We start from the raw sequence: 21,092 nt of genomic DNA on the forward strand, positions 1-21,092 counted from the left end.
GAATGGTTCACCGTCGCCGAAGAGGCTAGGCCAGAAGTGATGCGGCGCGTAGCTGACGCAGTGCAGGCAAGCTCGATGACAGTACAAGTCAGGTCATCGCCGATGTTGGCACACTGGTTCGTACTCGATTCCATGCTGATTGCAAACCGTGCGAATCGCGACGGTATGCACGCGAACGCCTTGGCGTTGACGCGGCAGTGCGTCGAAGCAATTGGCGTTATCGAACTCGGCCTATGCGGCCATCCTGAGGCGGAAGCAACCATGCTGCGTTGGGACGCCGACCAACTGAGTCCCGGGAAGTTGCGCGCTTGGCTCGAAACCAGCGTGTGGCCGAAGTATGGGTGCGGTCTCTGGAGCGAACCTTGGTCTGTCTTCATGCGGGAGTTTGCGGCTGCGATTCAGCCATATGCCCACTACAGTCCGAAGCTGGCCCAATGGCAACTTCGCCTATTGCAGGGAGCCCCACAAACGTCGGGCGACCCCGCTGCGAATTCGCATCTATTCGTTGAAATTCGCCCGCGTGCGTATGATGCCCAGAAGGCGACACGCATCACTCTCTATCACGCGCTTCTGACATACACGCTCGGCCGCATCTTGATGGCGGCGCGTCCCAATGAGGGGCGTTTTGAGGCACTTATGGACCGCCTTCGGCTCGCATTGGGCAAGTCAAGGTATCTTGATGGACACGAGACTGACTGGGGTAGCCAATTTTGGGCAATGCTCTGGTCCTACGATGGTGGAACGGTTTTGGAGTAGCCCCATGCGTTCATTCACCAGAAAGCTTGGCCAGTATCACAGGCTTGACGCGTTTGCGCTCGGATTTCGACAGACGCCCCCAAGCAAGAACAAATTCGGCAAGGTCGTCATCTTCACAAAAGAAGTAGGCCGTTGGCACACGTAACGCTTGAGCCAATTTGACAGCGATGCCGAACGGCGGCTCATGTGTCCCGGTCTCGTAACGGCTCATCCGCGCGCTCGCCGTACCCTCATCGAGACCAATTTCGACTCCCAGTTGGTCCTGCGGAATGCCGGCCTGCCGCCGCGCTTCACGGAGGCGACGACCGAACACAGTGCCGGGCTCTTTCTTTGTCATCCTACGATATTCGTAGGATTTCCTTGTTGATTCTCTACGAAATTCGTAGAATCAGGAAACTGGACGAGCACGGGCGAACGAATACCCCTCGTAAGTCTGGTCAAATCAACATTAAAGAAGCCGATAATGGATAGGGTGACTAGCACCACATGGCGCAAGCACCCCGACTCTCGTTGATTAACCTACCAAAATGCTCGACATACTCAATTCGCTGTTCTTGGTCGGCACCATCGCAAGCCAAGCTATCAATATTGTTGGCTTGGCTGAATCAGATATTAAGGCTCAAGAGGGCGTACGGGTTTATTCAATTTCGATGAAGCAGCAGGCTCCGTTGTGGGTCGAAAAATGCCACTACCAAGGAGTGATGGTGCAGTACGCGCGAGATTGGGAAGAAAATCAGCCAGTCACAGGGATGGCTCTGGCTCCAGAGCCCGATACGCCGATTGGCTATGCTTTGATTCTCACGAAGGAAAAATGTCCTGGTAAGGATGAGCGAGCAATTTTCAGCGTGGGTTCGAAGTATTTTTACCCCTTTAATAAGAGCTATGTCATCCGCGAGGGGCATCGGATGGACGCGGTAGATTACGCAAGCCAACGGGAGGATGTTCGCCCGAAATGGATGCCTCAAGTCCTGAGAACGATTGAAACCGACGCTCCGCGAAACGTAGCGGCTCAGAATTTCATGGTGGAAATGAAGGCTCGCACAGAGACAGTTCGAGCCACTGAACCAGCGCAACCCAGGTCCGCCGCGTCAGCACCTGATGCCGCCAATGAAACCAGTCTCCCCAACCAGCAACATATTAACGAGTGACAAGAATGAAAAAACTGACATACTCAGTGGCGGTCGCTGCTTCCCTGTTCTGCTCGGCGGCGTATTCTCAGCAGTCGGTGCTTTCCTGTGTCGTTAAGACAGTCACCGGTAAGGGCTATCTGAGACCGACACATGAGGTGAAGGTTGGAACGGTATTGGATATTCCTGTCGATGCATTAAAGGCAAACGGGTCCAAGTATGAAGCCGACGACTTTTTCCACACCGAAATGAATGGTGAGAGCACGTCGATTACCATTGACCGTGAGACTGGTGAATTTCAATTTTCCGCTTCGAGCGGCGGACCTTTGACGCCGGGCGGCGGCACCAGTAAGAGCGCGACGGGCGTTTGTAAAACAAAAAAGCTGAAGCTTTAGGGTGACCATCGCCCGCCGGTAGCTCATCGGGCAGTTTATTCTCCCTCCGAATGAAGCTGGCGAGTTTGATGACAAATTTGTCTAAGATATGACGCTCTGGTGGACATATACGTACATGTCACACGTTGGCCGAGCACAAGCCGCCCGACGCGAGCGCCGCCCCGGCCATTGCCGGGCCTGGATGAGTGACCGCCTCGCTGGTCGGCTTGATACGGCAGCGGCGAGGGGATACCGGTCTCTGTGGGGGAAGAGTTGAGACGACCGGCACGCAGGCGAAGATAGTGCGTGGCTCGAATGACTGTCGGAATCATCGGAGCGAGGATGATGGAAGGCCCCGGGCGGTATCCGCCAGGGGCCTTCGGCTATTCCTGAGCATATATAGAAGTAAGAATATGCTCACTAAGGAAACGCTGATCAATGGACCAACTTCCGAAGTTGCAGGCGAGATGGCTTCAAATTTTCTGGATGACGAAGCGAATCGGCGCTCAATTCAGTGAATTTGGCGCGTAAGCGAGCCTCCCCTGCTCGCATTTTTCATACGCATGACGGACTGCTCCCATGGACCGATCGCAACAGATTTCGCGCAATCACCAGATTCGCCAGAGCGAACAGGCTGAACAGTTGCGCGGTGTTCTTGGCCAAGCCCTTGTATCGGGTCTTGCGATGCTGAAACAGATTCTTGACGATATGAAACGGATGCTCAACCCGCGAACGGATCTGCGCCTTGGTTCGCTCGAGCGCGATCACCAGGTCCTTCAGCGCTCCTTCTTGCATCGCCTTGATCTTTCCCCGCCTGGCAGCGACGTGCCACTTCACGGCCTTGCCCGCCATTTCCTCGCGCTTGTCGACGCCAATGTAGCCCGCGTCGGCGAACACCTGCTCTTCATGCCCGTGCAGCAGGGCATGAGCTTGCGATACATCCGACACGTTGGCCGCCGTGCCAACCACACTGTGAATCAGGCCCGAGTCGGCGTCGACGCCAATGTGGGCTTTCATGCCAAAGTGCCATTCGTTGCCCTTCTTCGTTTGATGCATTTCCGGGTCACGGCTCTTCCCGGCATTCTTGGTCGACGGCGGCGCTTCAATGATCGTCGCGTCAACCAGCGTGCCTTCCTTCATCATCAGCCCACGCTCGCACAGCGAGATGCCAATCTCGTCGAACAACTTCCGTGTCAGTTCGTGTTCGATCAGCAGGCGCCGGAACTTCAACAGCGTGGTTGCATCAGGCACGTTCTCGATCGCCAGATCGATGCCGGCGAAGGCTCGCAGCGTGATGCTGTCATACAGCGCGTCTTCCAGTCCTTCGTCCGACAGTCCGTACCACTGTTGCACGAAGTAGATTCGCAGCATCCGCTCAAGGCCAATCGGCGGGCGACCTCGCGTGCCCTTCGGATAGTGCGGTTCGATGGCCGACAGCAAGCGCTGCCACGGAACGACCTTCTCCATCTCTTCCAGGAAGCGTTGGCGCCTCGTCACTCGCTTCTTGCCTGCAATTTCCGCTTCCGCGAAGCCGATCTGCCTCTTCATCGTCGTGGGTCCGTTCCGTGAGCTGTCTTCTAAACGTCCTCGGCTACGTCTGCGATGACCGCCGAGCCGAATAAATCAGCGTTTCCCTAAAACCCAATGCATTTCCTCAGGTGAGCATATGTATCGGGTTATTCCATTGAGAAAATTCCTCAGCTGAGAATTTTCAAGCTGGAATAACCGAGACATATCCTTGCGTAAGGATGTGCTTTCCCTCAATACGCATTTCCTGACTTCAAACAACGGGCGTGCGTCTACGCATCTGTAGACCGCTGCGCGGTCGGGCAGCCAGGACGGCTGGCATGCTTGCGCGACGGTAAGACTTTTTTGCCGTGCCTGAATACGTTTTTTTCAGCCGGCTCACGTCATCGCTTTGCGGCCTGGGGTGGCGTCCCTATCTGGCTTCCCGCAGTGAAGGCGACCAGGAATCATGACGCCTGAATGGCGCTATACACACGCATCAATACCTACTTCGCGTGTGCAATGCCTCAGACGCTTTCACAACTCATCAAGCCTTACGCCATCGTTGCGGCACTCTGCATCTTGGCGAGCGTGGGCCTGCATCTCTGGTTGCCGTCGGCGCTGCTGTTTCTCGACAACTTGCTGACTGAGCATCCCATTCTCACTGGCTCATGGCTGGCGCTGTCGGCTGCCGGTGTTGATTACGCGATTACGACGGCATATCGCAAGCTCCGTTTCGCTGAAGTTGGCGCGAAATCCGCTGCACAGCTTCATATTTCTCGGAGCTGACATGCGTTCGCCGTCCAAATCGAAATCCCGCAAGGCTCAGCGCCGCACGAACCGGGGGAAGCGTGAAGAATCGCCCGCGCCATCACAGGCGCTTACCTATGCCGCCGCCCGATTCCTGGCCGTGCTGGGCCTAAGCCAGGGTCACGCCGTGCGCAAATCGACCACGGAGCACTAAATCCAATGACAGCAGCACCCAATGCGCTCAGCATTGACCGCTTTGATATTGCCCGAGGTGGCACACGTACCGATGGCTTGCGCCTGGGAGAGCGCGTCGCCGCCCTTCGTGAACGTCTGGAATCTCGTGCCGACGCCCGAGAGGCTGCCCAATTGCGGGCAGACGTGCGAGAAGCCCGCGATTTTGTACGCGGCTTTGACAGCCGGGACATTTCTATGACGACAGCGACGCGATATGCCCGCGTAGTTGCTCAAATGCGTGGAGCCGGGCAGCGTCCAGAAGATGCCGCCTGCCGGAACACCTTCGAGTTTCGACGTGCGGCTTACGTTCACGTTGCGCGGACAGAATTGAAGGGTGCGCTTCGTGACCTTGATAAGCACCGTAGAACCGGGGACGTGGTACGGGCGGCGGAAGCCTATAACCGGGTCAAGGAGGGGCTTGGTGCGCTCCGACAGTACCCGCCCACCACCGGCAGCCGAGAGGCCGACCTGACGCGCTCTAGCGCGTTTCGGGGGCCAGCGCATCCCGACCCTGAGCGCAGCAACGGCAAGCGCGGTTCGCTTACCGACTTGCCGTCCGATTGGCGTGATGCCGTCCAGCGAGAGGCGCGCGGCCCCGACCGCGCAGCCTTGGCTGCCCTTTCGCTGACGGGATGCAGACCGGCGGAGGTTCGCGGGATTCGTGTCCGCCAGGACGACGACAGTGTGACGTTGACCATCAGGGGCGCGAAAGTAGACCGAGACCGGGGTGTTGAATCCCGCTCCATCACGCTAGACCGCGATGAACTGAACGGCACGCAGGCAGGCCGCGACCTTGCGGCATGGCTTGGTGCGCGCGAGCAGCGCACGATTGCGTATCCGGGCAGCGTTGAAGCTTTCCGTGAGCGCGTCAGCCGCGCAGCAGACCGCGCTGGACTGGCGCAGGTATCTACGTACACCTACCGCCACGCCGCTGCCCGCGAACTCAAAACGGCGGGAGCGAGTCACGCCGAAATCGCACACCGCTTGGGTCACCGGAGCGAGCGTTCGCAATCTGTTTACGGGTAAAGAAAGCATGGCAACGATTCTGGTAGACACCGCAGAACTTCGTCGCCGGGGACTGCGCAATGAGGCCGAGGCCGTTGAAGCGGTAGAGGAATCCGGCAGCAGCAGCCCGCCGCCGAGTATGCCCCCGGCCATCATCACCGGCGACGACCACAGCAGCGTGCACGGGCGCGGCGGCACAGCGTCTGAAGGCGCACCGACCAACGCCGCAAGCGGCGGTTCGGCTCCCGCTGCATCGGGACCGGATGCAGGCCAGAGCGCCGCCGACTCTGGCGGCTCGTCGGCGGGTCACTCCGCCGCAAGCACCGGCCCCTCTTTGTCCGCCCAGGGCGGGGACGCGCAGGAATCTGCGCAGGAGACGAAAGCGGATGCGCACGGGAAGTCGCCGCAGGCAGAACACACGTCGCCGGGGCAGCGCGATATTGACCCCGATAACCCGCTATCCGGGTTGCGCTCCGATAGGCTGCGGGACTCACTTGAGCGCGAAGCGTTCCGCAGCGCGGATAGTATCGCGCAGGATTCCGCCATCGCAGCACGCGCTCGGACATTTGCCGAGCGCGTTGATAGCGGCGCGCATGAACCCTTGGCAATCGACATTTCGAGAGCCGCGCAAGATGCTCGCATCGCCGCTCTGAATGGCGAGGTTCCAGCCTGGGTGCGCGGCAATCCGGAGCTTGACCCTGCGATACTCAAGGCTGCTGAGCAAGCATCCGTGCGAGCGCCTATGCATGCTCCCGAGCAGTCGCCTTTCCATGCGCCGGACTGTGCCCCCGCGCAGTCGCATCAGCAATCGCCGGACCGTGCTCCGACGCAGACGCACGTATCGGCTCCCTCTCGTATGTCTGGCCGGGAGTTCGACCGGTAGCCCACCAGTCGCCTCCCGAGTCGCCTTCCCGTGCTCCCGCGTAGTCGCCCTTGCAGGCGACATATCAGCCGCTCTCCGAGCGTCTGAGGGCTGCCGCTGACGCGGCCCGGCGCGCGCCCTCCGGGCGCTGATGCGCCGTCGCCCTGGGGATGCCTCCGGCACCCCGCCTTGTCCCATATCGGGCTTTGCCCGCTACGCGACAAGGCTTGTCTTGCGCGGGGTTTTTCAACTTCGGCAACCGATGTTCGCCAGGACACCCGCCGCCGAAAACCCCTGGCGGTGCACACGGCATCCGTGCAAGCAGGCGGCTAGGTGTACGCGGCATGCGTGCTACGTCGCGCTATACGAGAGTGTGAGCGCCTTCGTGCGCGCCTCTCGGAGCCTCCATGCAATCCGCCATTCGTGACCACGCCGCAACCTGTGCCGCTCTACATTGCTGCACCACCCCGGCATATGCCGCAACCGCGTTGAATTGTTCGCCGGACACCGCTGCCGCCGCTCTGCGCCATGCCGCTTCTGCGGGCTTGTTCCGCCGCGTCCTACTGTCTGGGTTGGGGCGCGTCGCGTGCTACCAACCAACGCCCAAAGCGGCAGGAATTGGCTCGCGTAGCGCGGCGAAATTTCTGCGCGCTGGCGTCTCCGCCGCCGCGATTTGGCGCGGGCTACTGCGCGGCGGCGCAGTCTTTACATTGCACGGCAAGGAATGGTTGACGGTTGATGCGCAAGCCGTCCTGCGCGAGCAGCACGGCATTCCACATGCGGGCCATGCGGACCCGCTCGTTGCTCTCGACGGCGCCCCGCATCATCACATCTATGTGCCGGTGCCACCTGTCCAGGCCGGTCAATCTGCAAGCATCATTGCCAACGCCGCCGCCCGCTGGCTGCCGCTGCTCGAACAAGGCACGGCGCACCTGCACTTCATTGCCGCTGCGGGTCGTTCGGCAGACGCTGTGAATGCTGCGCTCGCAGAGCTTGCACCGGACACCCAGGGCGATGCAACCCGCGAACTCGCGGAACTGGATGCTCGCATCGAGGCAGACAAGACGGGGCTTGCACGTCTACAGCTTGCCCGCCGACGTGCGGAGCTTGCCGCCGCGCTGGCCTCTGTCCAAGCCGACATGATTGCCGGTACGTTCCCGTGGCTCGCTCAAAAAGTGGTAGAGGTGCAGCTATGACACGTTGCTTGCGCGGCCTGTTCTATCGAGAGTTTGCGAGCCGCAATCGAGACATCGTTATCCGTGGTCCGCGCCCCTGGTTCAGCGCGTTGCTGGCACTGTACACACACGCTCGGTAACAATGCTGCTGCAGGAATATTCCCCCCGCGAACGTACCGCAGTCTATGTCGCCCATAGACTGCGGGCGGTCGTGCTGCACCAACTGGCATGGCTTCTGCCGCTTTGCGCGTTCGTCGGCTACAGTGCTGCCGCCGGTATCCTGACGGCTCCATATCTCCCCGGAGAATTCGTGCGCCGGCTGGTCTCACTTCTGCCGCTCGCACTCACAGCCGGAGTGCTTGCGGGGCTGGGCGTGCGCGCCTATTGGGGGCAGGTCGGGACGCGCGTGCGACTACTTCTGGACAGCTACCCTCAGGCGCCCGCAGCCATCGCCGCCGGGTATCGACTCCCTTTGCCTCCAGTGTTCGACGAGCCGGGCATTGTGTTGGGCGAGGTGCATCCCACACGCCAGTACGACGCGAGCGGGGATTACACGCTGGTCTACGACACCAAGGAGGGGTACAGCCCCACGCCCCAGCTTGCCTGTCTGCCCGCGAAATCGCTCGTAACTGGTTTGCTTGTTCTGGGAAGCATCGGCAGCGGGAAGACGGCGTATGTGCTTCGGCCTGCGGTCTTCCAGCTATTCCACCATGCGAGCCGCCCAGGTGGGCTCGTTATGGATTCCAAGGCCGCGCTCGTTGAACCGTTACGCATCGAGATGGAGGCAGCAGGGCGCGGCGCGGACTTGCTTCCTGTCGGCCCAGGTCAGCCAACACGCTGGAACCCCTTGCACATGCCGCTGTCGTCTCCGGCTACTGTTGCAAATGCGTTGCTTACCGCGTTGGAGAACGTGAATGGTGCGCCTTTCGGGGCGGACACCCGTTGGATTCGCGCAGGCGCGGCGCACTTGGCCGAAGGCGCGATTGGGCTGCTGCGTTTGCTTTCCGGGTACGTCACTGCGAGTGCGGTTCGGCACTTTCTCAGTGACCTGCTGCAAATCACGTCCGGTAGCGATACGCCCGGCGCGGCCGCATCGCAATACATCGAAACGCTGTTCAGTGGCTCCCCTGCGAAGGCTGACAGATATGAAGACTTCATGTTCTATTCGCGCCTCATCATCGACCGTCTCGGCGAAGACGAGAAATTTCGCGCCATTTATGTTGCCGAACTGTTCAACCTGCTGATTCCGCTGACCGCGCCCGGCGTGGCACACCTGTACAACGCGCCGGAAGCCGAGCTTGACATGCCAGACTGGGCGGAATGCATCAATCGTGGACTAGTTGTCGTGCTCGACTGCAATAGCCGTGAAGTTCCCGGACTAGCGGTGATTCTCGGCATGCTGCTGAAGCTCTCTTACGAAGACGCGATGCTGGCCCGCCTCGCTTGGGCGCGCGCTGGCCTTTGCAATGCGGACCGCTATATGGCGCTGGTCATTGACGAGTACCAAGACTACGCGAGCCCAAGCGACGCGGAGTATCAAGCGCTGTGCCGGGAGTCGAAGTCCATCACGGTACTGTTGACGCAGGGACACGCCTCAATTGTTCAGCGCGTGGGCGAGGAGCGCGCGAAAGTCCTGCTTCAATCGCTGCGCAATCGGCTTGTACTGAACCAAACAGTGCCGGAGTTTGCGGCGGATTTGCTGGGCCAGCACGAAACCGAAGCCGTGGACCGCAATATTGCGGAGAACGTCGCCGGGGCCGCACTGACCGCAAGCGGGCAGTTTGGAGGCGAATCGACGGTCTCACAATCGTATTCCGTCCGGCAGAAACGCGAATATGTCGTACCGCCCGAGGCATTGGCAAATCTGCCTTTGGGGCAAGGCATTTTGCAGTCCCACGACGGAAACCGCAGCGTTCCGCTTCACCGTGTGTACCTGCGACCGTACTTTGCACCGCCCGGTGCGCGTCATGCAGATTTGGAGGGGTAATGAGTACGCTTAAAATCTGGGGGTTTTTCATTCTCGCGGTTGCCGCCATGCTGTTTGGAAGCTATGCCTATACAAACTACGTTGCCCAGATGCCGCAGGTCGTTTGGCGGTTCTCGGCCACGATTTGGGCAGCCTGGGCAGGATGGCACACCTTCCGCTTGTTTGGTCGATAAACCCACTGACGCGCCGCTCCGTATGGACATGTCGGCTTCGCCGACACCGCATGGACAGGCCGTGGACAAGCCAGGAATAACGATGAAGCTGTTATTCCAAACTTGCCCACAGCCTGCCCACGCTTGCCCACACTGCGCAGCTTGCCCGAGCGACGATTGATAATAAGTTAAAGCCCAAATTACAAGAATCGTGCAGTTAGGAACGCCTACAAAACATCCCTTTTTCGCGCTATACGAGCTTGACGAAATGGCTATTCCTCGGCATTCCACTTATAAACTGTGTGTGAACAATTGACCGGGTTTCCTATTTTTTACACCATGGCGAATCCCTTGACATGGAGATTCAAAGTGGAAAATCAACCGCAATTCGAAATCATCGAGGAATTTGAGTCAGATTCCGTGTGGGTTAGGCTTCGTCGTCAGTTGGATTACAAGCCATCGCGCTATACGTCCGGCCCCTATTGGCTAGATTTGCGCGCGGGCGGTTTACACCGGCCCCACTATTGTGTATCAGAAAACATCGCACGTGAGGCGGCGATTCGTTTTCTGGCTGAGCACGAGATGCATCTTGCACCCATTCGACACTAAAATCGAACCACGCTCGCCGCATGGCATCTACCGGGAGACGTTTTCAACCTCCCGGCAGCGCCGAGGGCACATCTATCCGTGGAGTCTCAAGGGGCGGGGCCTTGCCCCTGTCGCGCTCATCCAGTCTGGCGCTTTGTGGCGGCAGCGGCCTCCGCGTGGCTCCCTTGACTCTGCCGACGTTGGAGTGTGCGTACCTGCACCGGAACCGGTATGGGAAGCTCTACACCGTAGTCCAATTTGGCGAGGCGCGCGGCCATTTCTGACAGAGGAATCAACACAGTTTCGTCTTCATACCCGTCGGCGACGGTGTTGTCTGACGATTCTTTATGTCCGCTGATGCAGCGTAGACCAACACCTTTCTTTCTGCCGTAGGTCAACAGGGTGTGCCTGAACGAGTGCGAACCTCGTACTGCATTGCCCAACTCATTCTCGACCCCGTGTAGACCGATGCTACGCATGTAGTTCGCTACGAACTTGCCAGGTGCTGCGCCAGCGTTGCCTCCTGTCGGCGCCCATTGCGGAAATAGCCGTCGCGCCCCGATACATCTCATTTGTTCGAGGTAGTCCGGAAGACCAAGCCGAACCAGTTCGGCATGCATTGGAATCGTGCGCGGCTTACCGGTCTTCACCGATTTCGTAACGTCTTGGTCGGGACTATCGCCGGGCTCGTTCGTGAACCGAAGCCACCAGATGCCATCCTGACAGCCCCAATCGTACTGCGGGTTAATCTGGCAGATTTCCCGAACACGTGCGCCAGTGTATAGCTCTATCGCCAACAGCCAAAACTTATGCACCTGGGCGGGGCTGGCTACGATTTCCTTCATCCGTTCATTGAAAAAAATCAGGCCAATCTCGTCGGGACGGAGCGCACGCTGCTTGCGTTCAGTCTTTGTGCGCGAACCGTGGAAGGGAATATTCGTCGTCAACGTTGTCGGGAACCCCACATCTTGCCAATCGGCGACAGCACGCTCAATGAACGTGCGCAGTGACGCGAGATACGAACCCTCGTATGTTTTGAGGGCCAACGTTTGGTCCCATTTCTGGCCCGCTAAATCCCGGATATTCTGGCCGCCTTTTCGGCGTAGCTCCGACCAGCGCGGGGGTAGCATTTGGACAGTAAGAAGAAAATCCTTAACGTGCGACTGACGTAACTCGGTGATAGGCATGTCTCCCACGACCTCGAGAAAAGCCGGGAGGATAAAGCCATGCTTTTTGTTCATTGGCTCCTGCGAGGGCGGAAGATGCTCAAGGAACTCCTTGATAGCCGCAGACAGCATCATCACATTCGCGGTGCCGACGACCGCCCCTGGTTCTCCCACTGACCTTTTTAGCGGAGCGGCAGGGACGACAACCGACGGGTCTTCGCCGTTATAGCGAGCCTGTACAACGCCAATGCCCGCCAGGTGCGCACGCACGAAAGCAAGCAGAAGCCTTCCTTCGTCCACGGTGCCAATGAGCTTATCCGCGAGCCGGTACCCGTTCAGGTACAGCGTCTGATGCGTAACTTGCTGGAATGCACTGCAATCGCCCGTAGCCAGCGCTTGCCTCAACAGCCTCTCGGACTCGGAGTGGGCTTCCCGTGCCTCGCCCATTTCAAGCCCAGGCTGTTGCCCCACGGCGGCAGCTTCACGCCGCTGAATGTCAGCGATTTCGGTTGTGGCGAACACCGTAGAGTAGAACCGCTGCGCAACATCCGGGGTGACTTCATTGATTACTTCGAGGTCGTCCCAGACGTGGAACCCGTTCTTGCGAAGTCGCTGCAACCCGTTGCGAGCGGCAGCAATCCGTTCTGTCGTCTCATGCGCTAGGCGGTCTCGTTCGCGGCAAGCCGCTCGGTAGTCCCCGCTGAGCTTTTCCTTGAACTCTCGCTTGCCGATAGTCTGCCGAACGTCTTCCGGCACGCCGCGACGAAAGAGGTACCCGGTACCGGTCCGGGTCTTGAACATGAATTGAGGCATACGGTCGTCTTCGGCCGTACCCCCTTGCTGCCTGCTGCCTTGTACCTGTTTTTGTACCGTCTTTTGTACCATACAAAAAACAAAACCCCTTGAGAGACCGGCATATTTTGGCGATTCAAGGGGTTAGAGGCAACTTGGCGGAGAGAGGGGGATTCGAACCCCCGATAGGCGATTAACCTATACACGCTTTCCAGGCGTGCGACTTAAACCACTCATCCATCTCTCCGGAAGACCGAGAGTATAGCAAACTCTGGGGGCAGTCCGCCACTCCGTCCGACGATCCATGCAAATCGGACGGCGTGCGAGGTCGGCGGCCCGCCAGACAACCGTCGAGCGGGCGGTCGCGCCATCATGCGATCATGCTCAGTCCGCCGGCAGTTTCCAGCCCTTCGTTCAACAGGAACGCTCCACCATGTCGCTGTCCGCCTTGCTCGCTTTTGCCCTGATCCTGTCCGTCGGCGTCGCGACGCCCGGCCCGACGGTGTTGCTCGCGATGAGCAACGGCTCGCGATACGGGTTGCGTCACGCGATGGTCGGCATGCTGGGCGCTGTCACGGCCGATGTCGTGCTCGTTGCGCTGGTCGGGTGCGGTCTCGGGGTGCTGCTCGACGCGTCGGAAACGGCCTTCGTCACGCTGAAGCTGGCCGGTGCGGCGTGGCTCGCCTACGTCGGCGTGCGGATGCTGCTGTCATCCGGCGGTTCTACCGCTGCGCAGGCGCTCGATCACGCGATGCCCGATCGCCGGACCGCGTTCCTGAAGAGCTTTTTCGTCGCGATGAGCAACCCGAAGTACTACCTGTTCATGTCCGCACTGCTGCCGCAGTTCGTCGACCGGTCGCACGCGATCGCGCCGCAGTACGCGATCCTCGCGGCGACGATCGTCGCGATCGACGTTATCGGGATGACCGGCTATGCACTGCTCGGCGTGCATTCGGTGCGCGTATGGAAGGCCGCGGGGGAGAAGTGGCTGAACCGCGTTAGCGGGTCGCTGCTACTGATGCTCGCGGGCTACGTCGCGCTGTATCGCAAGGCCGCGAACTGACGCGGCGATGCTTCGGGAACATATCTCTCGCCAACTGGCCCGGCGATGAAGCCGATCGAGCGCTTCACGCTCGAAACGCACGACGGTCCGTATGAAGCGTGGCCATCGCGCACGCATGTGCTCGTGAACGGCCAACGTTGCGGCCTCACCGTTTCCGGCTATGTGCTGCTTCGCCAGTTCGAGACGCCGGACGCCTATCTGCTCGTCACCGACTACGACTGCCTGTTCGAGGAGGCCGTCACGTTCACGCTCGTGTCGAAGGACCCGTTGAAGGAACTCGCGCGGCGCACGGTCGGCGCGATGTACGCGTCGTGCCATCTGGACGACCTGACGTGGGCCGACGACCGGCATTTCAGCGCGACGTTCGCGGACATCGAAGGGCGGTGGGATTTCACGATTCGTGACCGATCGGTGCCGTTCGTGTTGCCACGGTTAGGCATGCGGCAAGTGCCGGCCGGCGCTACACCATGACGACGATCGGGCGTTGCCGGACGAGATGTGGTCAATTCGAAAGATTGTGAAATTTTAAATCTGGTTAGAAGCGTTACACAAAGGGCTCTAAAACCTTTCAAAATTTCGTCACTCGCCTGACAAATTTGATATGCTCGCGAAAAAACAGGCGGGCGGCACTCCCAGGACGGACCAGCGGGCGTGATTGCCCGGTGAACAACGAAGTAAAACAAAATCCTGAGAGTCACGCTGTGAATACAGCCGAATTGCTACGTACATTTGCGTCCGGGGTGGTCGATCAGAACAATCGGCCGGTTTGCATGAACTGGGGGCCGGCTCAGAAGACGCTCGAGCACGTGCTCGCGCTTCAGTATGCCGATATCCGGGAAGGGTTGATGACGGGCATCGAGGGGCATCTGACCTGCGTGTCCGCGCGGGCCGATCTCCCGATCCGCAGCTTCATCGGGCTACCGGTTTCCGTCGAAATGACGACCGATCGCGGGCGTCTCCATACCATCAACGGCATCGTCACCGACGTCCGCACCGGACAGTCGGACGGTTCGCTCACCTGCTACCAGTTGACGATTCGCGACGTGTTGTCGGTAATGGAGCGGCGAACCAATTCGCGACTGTTCCGCACCAAGAACCTGCCCGACATCCTCGCCGTGCTGCTCCAGGAGTGGCGCCAGCGCAGTTCGGCGCTGGCGGGCGCATTCGAATTCGACCTGTCCGGCCTGCAAGGCGAACGTTACCCGGCGCGTGAACTCACGCGGCAGGTCAACGAGTCGGACGCGCACTTCATCCGGCGGCTGCTGCGGCGCGACGGCGCGACCGTCTTCGTCAAGGCAGGCAAGGCCGGCGAGCGGGCGAACGGCAACGCGAACGACACGCCGGTTCATACGCTGGTCTTTGCCGACGATTCGATGAAGTTGCCCGAGACGGTTGCCGGGACCGTTCGCTATCACCGTGATGCCGCCACCGAAGAGCGCGACTCGATCACGCTGTGGGCGACGAGCCGCAGCCTGATTCCGGGCAAGATCGTCCGGCCGACATGGGATTACAAGACCGGCCGGATGTCGCAAACCGAACAGGCGACGATCGTCGACCAGGGCGACGGCGGCAACGATCTCGGGCATTTGCTGGCCGACAGCGTCATCGATATTCCGCACGCGGGAAATTCGTCGGCCGATCTCGACCGGATCGGCAAGGACCGCATGCTTGCGCACGAACTGCGCGCGGAATCCGTCGACGGCGTGAGCAATGTGCGCGACCTGGCCGTCGGCCATTGGTTTGCGCTTGCCGAGCATCCGCAGCTCGACACATTGCCGGCCGAGCAGCGGCAGTTCGTCGTCACGTCGCTTCATCACCGTGTACGGAACAACTTGCCGAAGGAACTGAACGAGCGCGCGCAGTCGCTGTTCGCGGCAAGCCGCGTGCTGTTCAACGCGGTGCCGACCGACGTGAGCAGCAAGCCAGGCGATGAAAACGACCGGCGCTACGAGAACACGTTCTCGTGCGTGCGGCGCGGCGTGCCGCTGACCCCGGCCTACGATCCCCATGTCGACCTGCCGGCCGTGCATCCGATGACGGCCGTCGTCGTCGGACCCCACGGGGAAGAAGTGTTCTGCGATGAAATGGGCCGCATCCGGGTGCAGATCCAGGGGCTGAACGCGGACGATCACGCGCATGCGCAGGGCGCCGGCACGAGCGGCACGCCGACCGACAGCGCGCCGGTGCGAGTCGCCTGCGCGCTCGCCGGGCCGAGCTTTGGCGCGAATACCTTGCCGCGCGTCGGCATGGAGGTGCTGATCGGCCATATCGGCGGCGATCCGGACCGGCTCGTCGTGATGGGTGTGCTGGCCAACGGGCCTAACATGCCGGCGACCTTCAGCCACACGGGCGCGCTGCCGGGCAACCGTTACCTGTCCGGCACGAAGACGAAGGAAATCAAGGGGCAGCGGTACAACCAGATCCGCTTCGACGATACGCCGGGGCAGATCAGCAGCCAGCTGGCGAGCGAGCATGCGCATAGCCAACTGAACCTCGGCTATCTGACGCAGCCGCGCGACAACGGCCAGGGTGCGGCGCGCGGCGAGGGCGCCGAGTTGCGCAGCGATGCGCACGTGGCGATTCGCAGCGGCAAGGCGATGCTGATCTCGGCCTGGGAACGGCTGCGCGCGAGCGACGGCCACCTGGCGCGGGACGAGTACCTGCAACTGATGCAGGAATGCGTCGAGCTGTTCAAGAGTCTCGGCGACTATGCGGGCCAGCATCAGGGCGTGGCGCCCGATACGCAGCCGCACGACGTGCTGATGACGACGGTGAAAGGCTGGCCGAACGGGGAAGCCGCCGGTGGCGGCGAATCGTCGGGCGCGTCGATGGCGGCGATCGGCATCACCGCGCCGGCCGGGATCAGCATCGCGACGCCGAAGACTGTCACGACCCATGCGGGCGGCAACGTCGATATCGTCGCGCAGAATCACCTGCAGTACACGAGCGGACAGCGGATCAACCTGCAGGCCGGCCACGGCGTGGCGATGTTCGCGCACAGCGAAGGGGTCTCGGCGATCGCCAACCAGGGGAAGGTGGCGCTGCAGAGCCAGAACGACGATACGCAGATCGATTCCGCGAAAAACATCCAGATGACGGCGGGGGGCGGAAAGCTCGCGGGCATGGCCAGCGAGCAGGTCGTGTTCGTGACGTCGGGCGGCGCGTATCTGAAGCTGCAGGGCGGAGATATCGAGCTCGGGTGTCCGGGGAGTTTCACCGTCAAGTCCGCGTCGCATACGTGGGCCGGGCCGGCGAGCATGAGCACCGATTTCCCGAAGTTCGACCAGGGTTCGCTGGGGCGGGTGCCGAAGCTGGTTCGGGCGACCGACGGGCAGCCGGTCGAAGGGATGGAAGCCGAGGTGCGCAAGGCATCGGGCGAGTTGATCAAGGGGAAGACCGACGCGCAAGGCAAGCTGGCGCCGGTCAGCAGCGATCAGTTCGAACAATTGGCGGTGCGCTTCTTCAAGTCGAGAACCTGAGCTGAGTCTTCAAGAAAAACAACATGTTCAACTACAACTTTTCGCAGAACCCGGACGACCCGTCGAAGATGGCGGTGGGTGGTGGAGCGGGGACGACGCTGTTCAATCGGAACGACCTCCAATGCGTGATGCAGATGCCGCTGCCGGGCGTCGTCATTTTCGTCCACGGGGTGAATTCGGAGGGCGAATGGTTCAAGGACGCCGAGGAAGGGCTATGCGCTGGATTGAACCGGCGCATGGGGCGGTATGACGATCAACTGTTCCATTGTGGGCCGGTGGCCGGGCAGATGACGCCGGTCAGTTATATCGACAGCCTGACACCTGACGGATTTCTGAATCCGGAAATGTCCTCGCAGACGTACATCAAGTCCGATCCGTCTTTTTCGCCTGTCATTCACTTCCGGTGGGGCTACTCCGCGAATGCTGACGAGCTGAAGAAGTATGGCGACAAGATCATGCTCAACGAGAACAATTATTGGGGCGGCGGGCCGTTCGCGGGCGGGTGTTCGAGTCTGCCGGATCTGTGGAATGACGGGTTGCACGACCGGCTTTTTTTGTGGCTGACCGTCCAGCACATGAATTCGATCGGCAATCGCAAGATCTATTCGACACCGCCGCGCACTTATGGCGTGCTGGGTGCACTGCGACTTGCGCGCCTGGTCGAATGGATCCGCAAGCGGCAGGCCGACGTGCCGATCACGATCGTGTGCCACAGCCAGGGAAACATGATCGGGCTCGCCGCTGCATTCCTTGGCGACCGGTTGCCCGAGGTGACGGATCAGTGGGGCAAGACAGGACGCTGCGTCGCGGACACTTATGTTCTCGCCAATCCGCCGTACAGCCTCGTGGAGAGCAACTTCACCGACACCTGGGCACAGCGCGGGGTACGCGACAAGAACGGACACGTGGGGCGCGAGACCTATGTCGCACGCAAGGAAACGCTGAGGGAGTACTTCGATATCCTGCGCGCTCGAGCCGATCTGGAGATGCCTGCAGAGGATCTCGATCGGGCAATGGAAAACGCAAGACCGTCGAAGAACGGGGGTAAGCCGTATAGCGCTGCCAAGGACCGGGAGGCGCACGGGTTGTACGGGACAAACACCTACGGAAGAGTGACCCTGTACTGCTGCCCGCATGATCAGGTCATTTCAGCCCTGACCGTTCAAGGGATCGGCTGGCGCGGCATGAGTATCGAAGAGATCAGTGCGACGAATGCGTGGGGTGTTTTCTCGCAACGCGTGTTCGCGTCGAATTTCGAAGTCGGCGGTGACAACAAGCTATACCGGTATTGGGAGGATGACTGGCGTAGCAGCAAGAACAAAACGGAGGGCTTTTGGTATCCGCCATCACCGCCCGCGCGGTATGGGTTTGCGCGAGGCATGCATTCCAATGAAGGGTGGATCGCGAAGTTTTTCACGTTTGTAACGAGCCCGGCCGTTTACCTGTTCAACTTGTCGGACATGGAGGTCAATGCCCTGCCTCCGGAAAAATGGGAAATCCCGATTACCGCACCGATGCTCGACAAGGAAACGCGCTTCTTTCCAAAGGCGTTGCGCTATGGCGAGCCATCGGGTGCGCACGATGCGAACGGGAAACAGCTCGAAGGAGGAGACTTCAACGAGGGCTACGATCCGCCGTCGGCTGGGCTCGATGCAAACAAGAAGAACAAGCGGGATGACGATCCGTACGACAACTTCGACAAACAGTCGGAAAAATTCGCCACTCCTGAGGGAGACGCGCTGAAAGCGAAGGGCAACGCAGCATCCGAGGCTGCGCAGCGATACGAGGATCATTCCATTCTCCGGATGGAAGCGCGAAGATCAGGGAACCGCCGCTGGGTCAACGAGGCAGGAAAAGTGATCGGAGAGGACAATCCGGACGCAGCGAGCGCTGATTACACCGAATGGAGAAACAAGGAGATCTTCGCGATCCTGAACGGAGGGGACAAGAACAACCCCACCAACCATTCGACCATCATGACCAACAAGGACCATGCTGAGAGGGCACTGGCCTATGATGTGGCGATTGGCCTTTGTTATCTGACAGAAGATGACTTTGAGAATGCAAGACTTCAGGCCGACTGGCGATTCGCCAGCGAAGTAATGAAGGGTGATCCAAATTTTAAGTTGGCTGATTATATAAACACTGGAAAGTATGGAGATTTATTTTTGCATGATTGGGCAAAGAAAGATGAGCATGCAAAGATGCCGCCAAAGATACATGACGAGAGAGATGGCGGATTTTTCCTGAAGTTGGGAGGGATTTTATGAGAGCGGTCATTGCCACTTGGCCGCGTCGGGTCGGGGTTGCTGGTCTTGCATTGTTCCTTGCTTCAGGGGCATCGTTTTTGATATTGATTTCGTCCGGCAAGCCGGCGGGAGAGTTATTGAGTATGGGTAATCTGATGAAACGACTGGTGCTGGTCCCTGGCCTCGTGGCAGTCATGGTGTTTGCATTTGCAACGGTGATTGCAACTCCACGCGCAGTCGCTGCATCGTCGGCCGATACGGCAACTCCGATTGCTGGAACTGGTTCATCCAAACCCTTCGTTGCTCAGGTCGTAGGGCTTGGCTGGATGAATCCGCTTCAACGCAGGGATTACCCTACCGAGTGGCAAATATTGTGGACACTCGGCCTGGTCAAACCGAACGTCAACGATGACATGGTTCGAACGAATCCGAGTAAATATTCGACTTTGCAGCCAATTTCCATTGTTGCGGATGGCCGTCACGGGCGCGAATCTTTTTCTGGTTTTTATGAGAAATATGTCGATAAACTGCTGATACTCTTCCGTGTGCCGTATTTTACTGGCGAAGGTTATTTTTATACAGTCAGCCCGAGCGAGCAACGAAAGTGGCGAGAGTTGGCAGGCATGCATGTCGAGCTGGCAGTTCCTTCTGGCCGAGTTGATCCTGCGTCGGCTGGCTCCTATCTGCGCGACCGCATCGTTACCATCTTCGAAATCGGTAATCCGTCCGCGAAAAATCTTTGGACCCGTGATACGCCGCCCGATGTACACGTGACGGCAGGACAAGGGAATGCGGGTTTTACGTCATTGAACGCAGCGCTGGACTATCTGGCTGCACATCCGGACAAAAGCGCGTGGGTAATGAATTGGGATGCGCCGAACTTTCCGCCGCAAGATGGACAGATCAACGAGAACATGGTGGTGCTGTTTCTGGCTGGCCCGGATATGAAGACCGAGCGTGAGCCGCTTGCCTGGATCGGCAAGGCTGCACGAGGCAACGTCAAGGATTTCGAGGCGAAGCAAGGCGCGAGCCGCGCGGTACAGGCATGGAAGTCGACGATCGATACGGCGGCGAGCAATGCGGGTGTGCCCGTGTCGTCGTTGAATTTCGTCGTGCACGACGCAGGAAAGGGCAGCGATGCTGCATCGACGCGGATCGCCTCGCTGTCGCAAACGCTGACGGAAGTGTTGCCGGAATACGACTTCCGTACGCAGACTTTCAACACATCAGCGTTGCTCGGCGATATGGGCGCTGGCGCGGCGCTGACGGATGTCGTACTCGCGATCGGCCGAGCGAATCACCTCGGCGGAAACGTGCTCGTTGCAGGAACGACCGACAGCGAGCACCCGACCGCGGTGGTTGTCGTCGCCCCTTCGAAATTGACGCCGATCGACACCAGCAAGAACTGGTTCCGCGCACGTGGCGGAAACAGTGCGTACCTGCCTTGGTGGGGGCGCCGTCACGATTCGGGCCCGACGACACAAGGCTATTCAGAATAAGGAGCGCGCATGCGCGGAATCATTCGGGTCGGCGACGCGACGAGCCATGGCGGCCAGGTCGTGACCGGCAGCGCGGTCAGTGAAGTGATGGGGCGGCCGGTCGCCCGGCTCGGCGACACGTGCGTCTGCCCGATCTCGGGGCATCAGGCCTGCTTTATCGCCGAAGGCGATCCGCAGGTGATCGTCGACGGAAAACCCGCGGCGTTCGATGGTCACAAGACTTCGTGTGGCGCGACGCTGATTTCGAGTCTGGCGTCGTCCGGGCGGGAATGAGTCGTTGGGGCGATTGTCACGACGTACTCGCCATTGGGAGTGAAGACGGGGGGTC

At 59.9% G+C, this 21,092-nt stretch carries 18 protein-coding genes and 1 tRNA gene; 15 read left to right on the forward strand and 4 right to left on the reverse strand.

What is annotated here, in order from left to right; genetic code table 11:
* Window positions 1–75 precede the first annotated feature (75 nt).
* Entirely contained in the window at window positions 76–756 is a 681-nt protein-coding gene (locus CFB34_RS29290; RefSeq protein ID WP_143329457.1) for a hypothetical protein, read from the forward strand.
* A 10-nt stretch (window positions 757–766) separates the two neighbouring features.
* On the opposite strand, the gene CFB34_RS29295 is transcribed toward CFB34_RS29290, so the two are convergent.
* Complete coding sequence (locus CFB34_RS29295) at window positions 767–1,093, reverse strand: helix-turn-helix transcriptional regulator (protein ID WP_089440614.1); 327 nt, start codon at window positions 1,091–1,093, stop codon at window positions 767–769.
* A gap of 190 nt (window positions 1,094–1,283) precedes the next feature.
* Between CFB34_RS29295 and CFB34_RS29300 the strand changes: the two genes are divergently transcribed.
* On the forward strand, window positions 1,284–1,904 hold the full coding sequence (locus CFB34_RS29300; protein WP_143329456.1) for a hypothetical protein: 621 nt from the start codon (window positions 1,284–1,286) through the stop codon (window positions 1,902–1,904).
* A gap of 5 nt (window positions 1,905–1,909) precedes the next feature.
* Window positions 1,910–2,278: a hypothetical protein gene (locus CFB34_RS29305; RefSeq protein ID WP_143329455.1), complete on the forward strand. Its 369-nt coding sequence runs from the start codon at window positions 1,910–1,912 to the stop codon at window positions 2,276–2,278.
* A gap of 534 nt (window positions 2,279–2,812) precedes the next feature.
* Here CFB34_RS29305 and CFB34_RS29310 read toward each other — a convergent pair.
* Window positions 2,813–3,805, reverse strand: coding sequence for an IS5-like element ISBmu2 family transposase (locus CFB34_RS29310; protein WP_006412423.1), 993 nt, complete (start codon window positions 3,803–3,805; stop codon window positions 2,813–2,815).
* 438 nt (window positions 3,806–4,243) lie between these two features.
* Between CFB34_RS29310 and CFB34_RS29315 the strand changes: the two genes are divergently transcribed.
* The 6 genes from CFB34_RS29315 to CFB34_RS29340 all read left to right on the forward strand — a co-directional run bounded on the left by CFB34_RS29315 (window position 4,244) and on the right by CFB34_RS29340 (window position 9,949).
* Entirely contained in the window at window positions 4,244–4,552 is a 309-nt protein-coding gene (locus CFB34_RS29315) for a hypothetical protein (protein WP_089440613.1), read from the forward strand.
* A gap of 180 nt (window positions 4,553–4,732) precedes the next feature.
* Window positions 4,733–5,773: a site-specific integrase gene (locus CFB34_RS29320; RefSeq protein ID WP_089440612.1), complete on the forward strand. Its 1,041-nt coding sequence runs from the start codon at window positions 4,733–4,735 to the stop codon at window positions 5,771–5,773.
* Between the two features lie 7 nt (window positions 5,774–5,780).
* Window positions 5,781–6,635, forward strand: coding sequence for a hypothetical protein (locus CFB34_RS29325; RefSeq protein WP_143329453.1), 855 nt, complete (start codon window positions 5,781–5,783; stop codon window positions 6,633–6,635).
* 386 nt (window positions 6,636–7,021) lie between these two features.
* The gene (locus tag CFB34_RS29330; RefSeq protein ID WP_143329452.1) at window positions 7,022–7,810 is read left to right on the forward strand and encodes a hypothetical protein; all 789 of its coding nucleotides are present in this window, start codon (window positions 7,022–7,024) and stop codon (window positions 7,808–7,810) included.
* 121 nt (window positions 7,811–7,931) lie between these two features.
* On the forward strand, window positions 7,932–9,776 hold the full coding sequence (locus tag CFB34_RS29335) for a TraM recognition domain-containing protein (protein ID WP_089440609.1): 1,845 nt from the start codon (window positions 7,932–7,934) through the stop codon (window positions 9,774–9,776).
* On the forward strand, window positions 9,776–9,949 hold the full coding sequence (locus tag CFB34_RS29340; protein ID WP_179243645.1) for a hypothetical protein: 174 nt from the start codon (window positions 9,776–9,778) through the stop codon (window positions 9,947–9,949). Before CFB34_RS29335 ends, CFB34_RS29340 begins: the two co-directional genes overlap by 1 nt.
* 704 nt (window positions 9,950–10,653) lie before the next feature.
* Here the strand turns inward: CFB34_RS29340 and CFB34_RS29345 are convergent.
* Window positions 10,654–12,495 (reverse strand): DUF6538 domain-containing protein, encoded by a 1,842-nt coding sequence (locus tag CFB34_RS29345; RefSeq protein ID WP_242808709.1) that lies wholly within the window; start codon window positions 12,493–12,495, stop codon window positions 10,654–10,656.
* Window positions 12,496–12,630: 135 nt separating this feature from the next.
* Window positions 12,631–12,721: transfer RNA gene (locus tag CFB34_RS29350), tRNA-Ser, on the reverse strand.
* 186 nt (window positions 12,722–12,907) lie between these two features.
* Between CFB34_RS29350 and CFB34_RS29355 the strand changes: the two genes are divergently transcribed.
* From CFB34_RS29355 to CFB34_RS29380, 6 genes are all read left to right on the forward strand, one after another.
* Window positions 12,908–13,537, forward strand: coding sequence for a LysE family translocator (locus tag CFB34_RS29355; protein ID WP_089440607.1), 630 nt, complete (start codon window positions 12,908–12,910; stop codon window positions 13,535–13,537).
* Window positions 13,538–13,582: 45 nt separating this feature from the next.
* On the forward strand, window positions 13,583–14,008 hold the full coding sequence (locus tag CFB34_RS29360; protein ID WP_089440606.1) for a hypothetical protein: 426 nt from the start codon (window positions 13,583–13,585) through the stop codon (window positions 14,006–14,008).
* Window positions 14,009–14,238: 230 nt separating this feature from the next.
* Window positions 14,239–17,016 (forward strand): type VI secretion system tip protein VgrG, encoded by a 2,778-nt coding sequence (locus tag CFB34_RS29365; RefSeq protein WP_089440605.1) that lies wholly within the window; start codon window positions 14,239–14,241, stop codon window positions 17,014–17,016.
* 23 nt (window positions 17,017–17,039) lie between these two features.
* Window positions 17,040–19,286 carry a hypothetical protein gene (locus tag CFB34_RS29370; RefSeq protein WP_089440604.1) on the forward strand — a complete coding sequence of 749 codons (2,247 nt, stop codon included), beginning with the start codon at window positions 17,040–17,042 and terminating at the stop codon, window positions 19,284–19,286.
* Window positions 19,283–20,764, forward strand: coding sequence for a virulence factor (locus CFB34_RS29375; RefSeq protein ID WP_089440603.1), 1,482 nt, complete (start codon window positions 19,283–19,285; stop codon window positions 20,762–20,764). The genes CFB34_RS29370 and CFB34_RS29375 overlap by 4 nt, the downstream gene beginning before the upstream one ends.
* 9 nt (window positions 20,765–20,773) lie before the next feature.
* Complete coding sequence (locus CFB34_RS29380) at window positions 20,774–21,037, forward strand: PAAR domain-containing protein (protein WP_011352637.1); 264 nt, start codon at window positions 20,774–20,776, stop codon at window positions 21,035–21,037.
* Window positions 21,038–21,092 lie beyond the last annotated feature (55 nt).

Origin of the sequence: Burkholderia sp. HI4860, assembly GCF_002223045.2 — a bacterium.
Classification (GTDB): Bacteria; Pseudomonadota; Gammaproteobacteria; order Burkholderiales; family Burkholderiaceae; genus Burkholderia.

Bases quoted from the DNA above. Each gene is read 5' to 3' on its own strand.
- CFB34_RS29290 (WP_143329457.1), top strand. From the start codon at position 76: ATGACAGTACAAGTCAGGTCATCGCCGATGTTGGCACACTGGTTCGTA.
- CFB34_RS29295 (WP_089440614.1), bottom strand. From the start codon at position 1,093: ATGACAAAGAAAGAGCCCGGCACTGTGTTCGGTCGTCGCCTCCGTGAA.
- CFB34_RS29300 (WP_143329456.1), top strand. From the start codon at position 1,284: ATGCTCGACATACTCAATTCGCTGTTCTTGGTCGGCACCATCGCAAGC.
- CFB34_RS29305 (WP_143329455.1), top strand. From the start codon at position 1,910: ATGAAAAAACTGACATACTCAGTGGCGGTCGCTGCTTCCCTGTTCTGC.
- CFB34_RS29310 (WP_006412423.1), bottom strand. From the start codon at position 3,805: ATGAAGAGGCAGATCGGCTTCGCGGAAGCGGAAATTGCAGGCAAGAAG.
- CFB34_RS29315 (WP_089440613.1), top strand. From the start codon at position 4,244: ATGGCGCTATACACACGCATCAATACCTACTTCGCGTGTGCAATGCCT.
- CFB34_RS29320 (WP_089440612.1), top strand. From the start codon at position 4,733: ATGACAGCAGCACCCAATGCGCTCAGCATTGACCGCTTTGATATTGCC.
- CFB34_RS29325 (WP_143329453.1), top strand. From the start codon at position 5,781: ATGGCAACGATTCTGGTAGACACCGCAGAACTTCGTCGCCGGGGACTG.
- CFB34_RS29330 (WP_143329452.1), top strand. From the start codon at position 7,022: ATGCAATCCGCCATTCGTGACCACGCCGCAACCTGTGCCGCTCTACAT.
- CFB34_RS29335 (WP_089440609.1), top strand. From the start codon at position 7,932: ATGCTGCTGCAGGAATATTCCCCCCGCGAACGTACCGCAGTCTATGTC.
- CFB34_RS29340 (WP_179243645.1), top strand. From the start codon at position 9,776: ATGAGTACGCTTAAAATCTGGGGGTTTTTCATTCTCGCGGTTGCCGCC.
- CFB34_RS29345 (WP_242808709.1), bottom strand. From the start codon at position 12,495: ATGCCTCAATTCATGTTCAAGACCCGGACCGGTACCGGGTACCTCTTT.
- CFB34_RS29355 (WP_089440607.1), top strand. From the start codon at position 12,908: ATGTCGCTGTCCGCCTTGCTCGCTTTTGCCCTGATCCTGTCCGTCGGC.
- CFB34_RS29360 (WP_089440606.1), top strand. From the start codon at position 13,583: ATGAAGCCGATCGAGCGCTTCACGCTCGAAACGCACGACGGTCCGTAT.
- CFB34_RS29370 (WP_089440604.1), top strand. From the start codon at position 17,040: ATGTTCAACTACAACTTTTCGCAGAACCCGGACGACCCGTCGAAGATG.
- CFB34_RS29375 (WP_089440603.1), top strand. From the start codon at position 19,283: ATGAGAGCGGTCATTGCCACTTGGCCGCGTCGGGTCGGGGTTGCTGGT.
- CFB34_RS29380 (WP_011352637.1), top strand. From the start codon at position 20,774: ATGCGCGGAATCATTCGGGTCGGCGACGCGACGAGCCATGGCGGCCAG.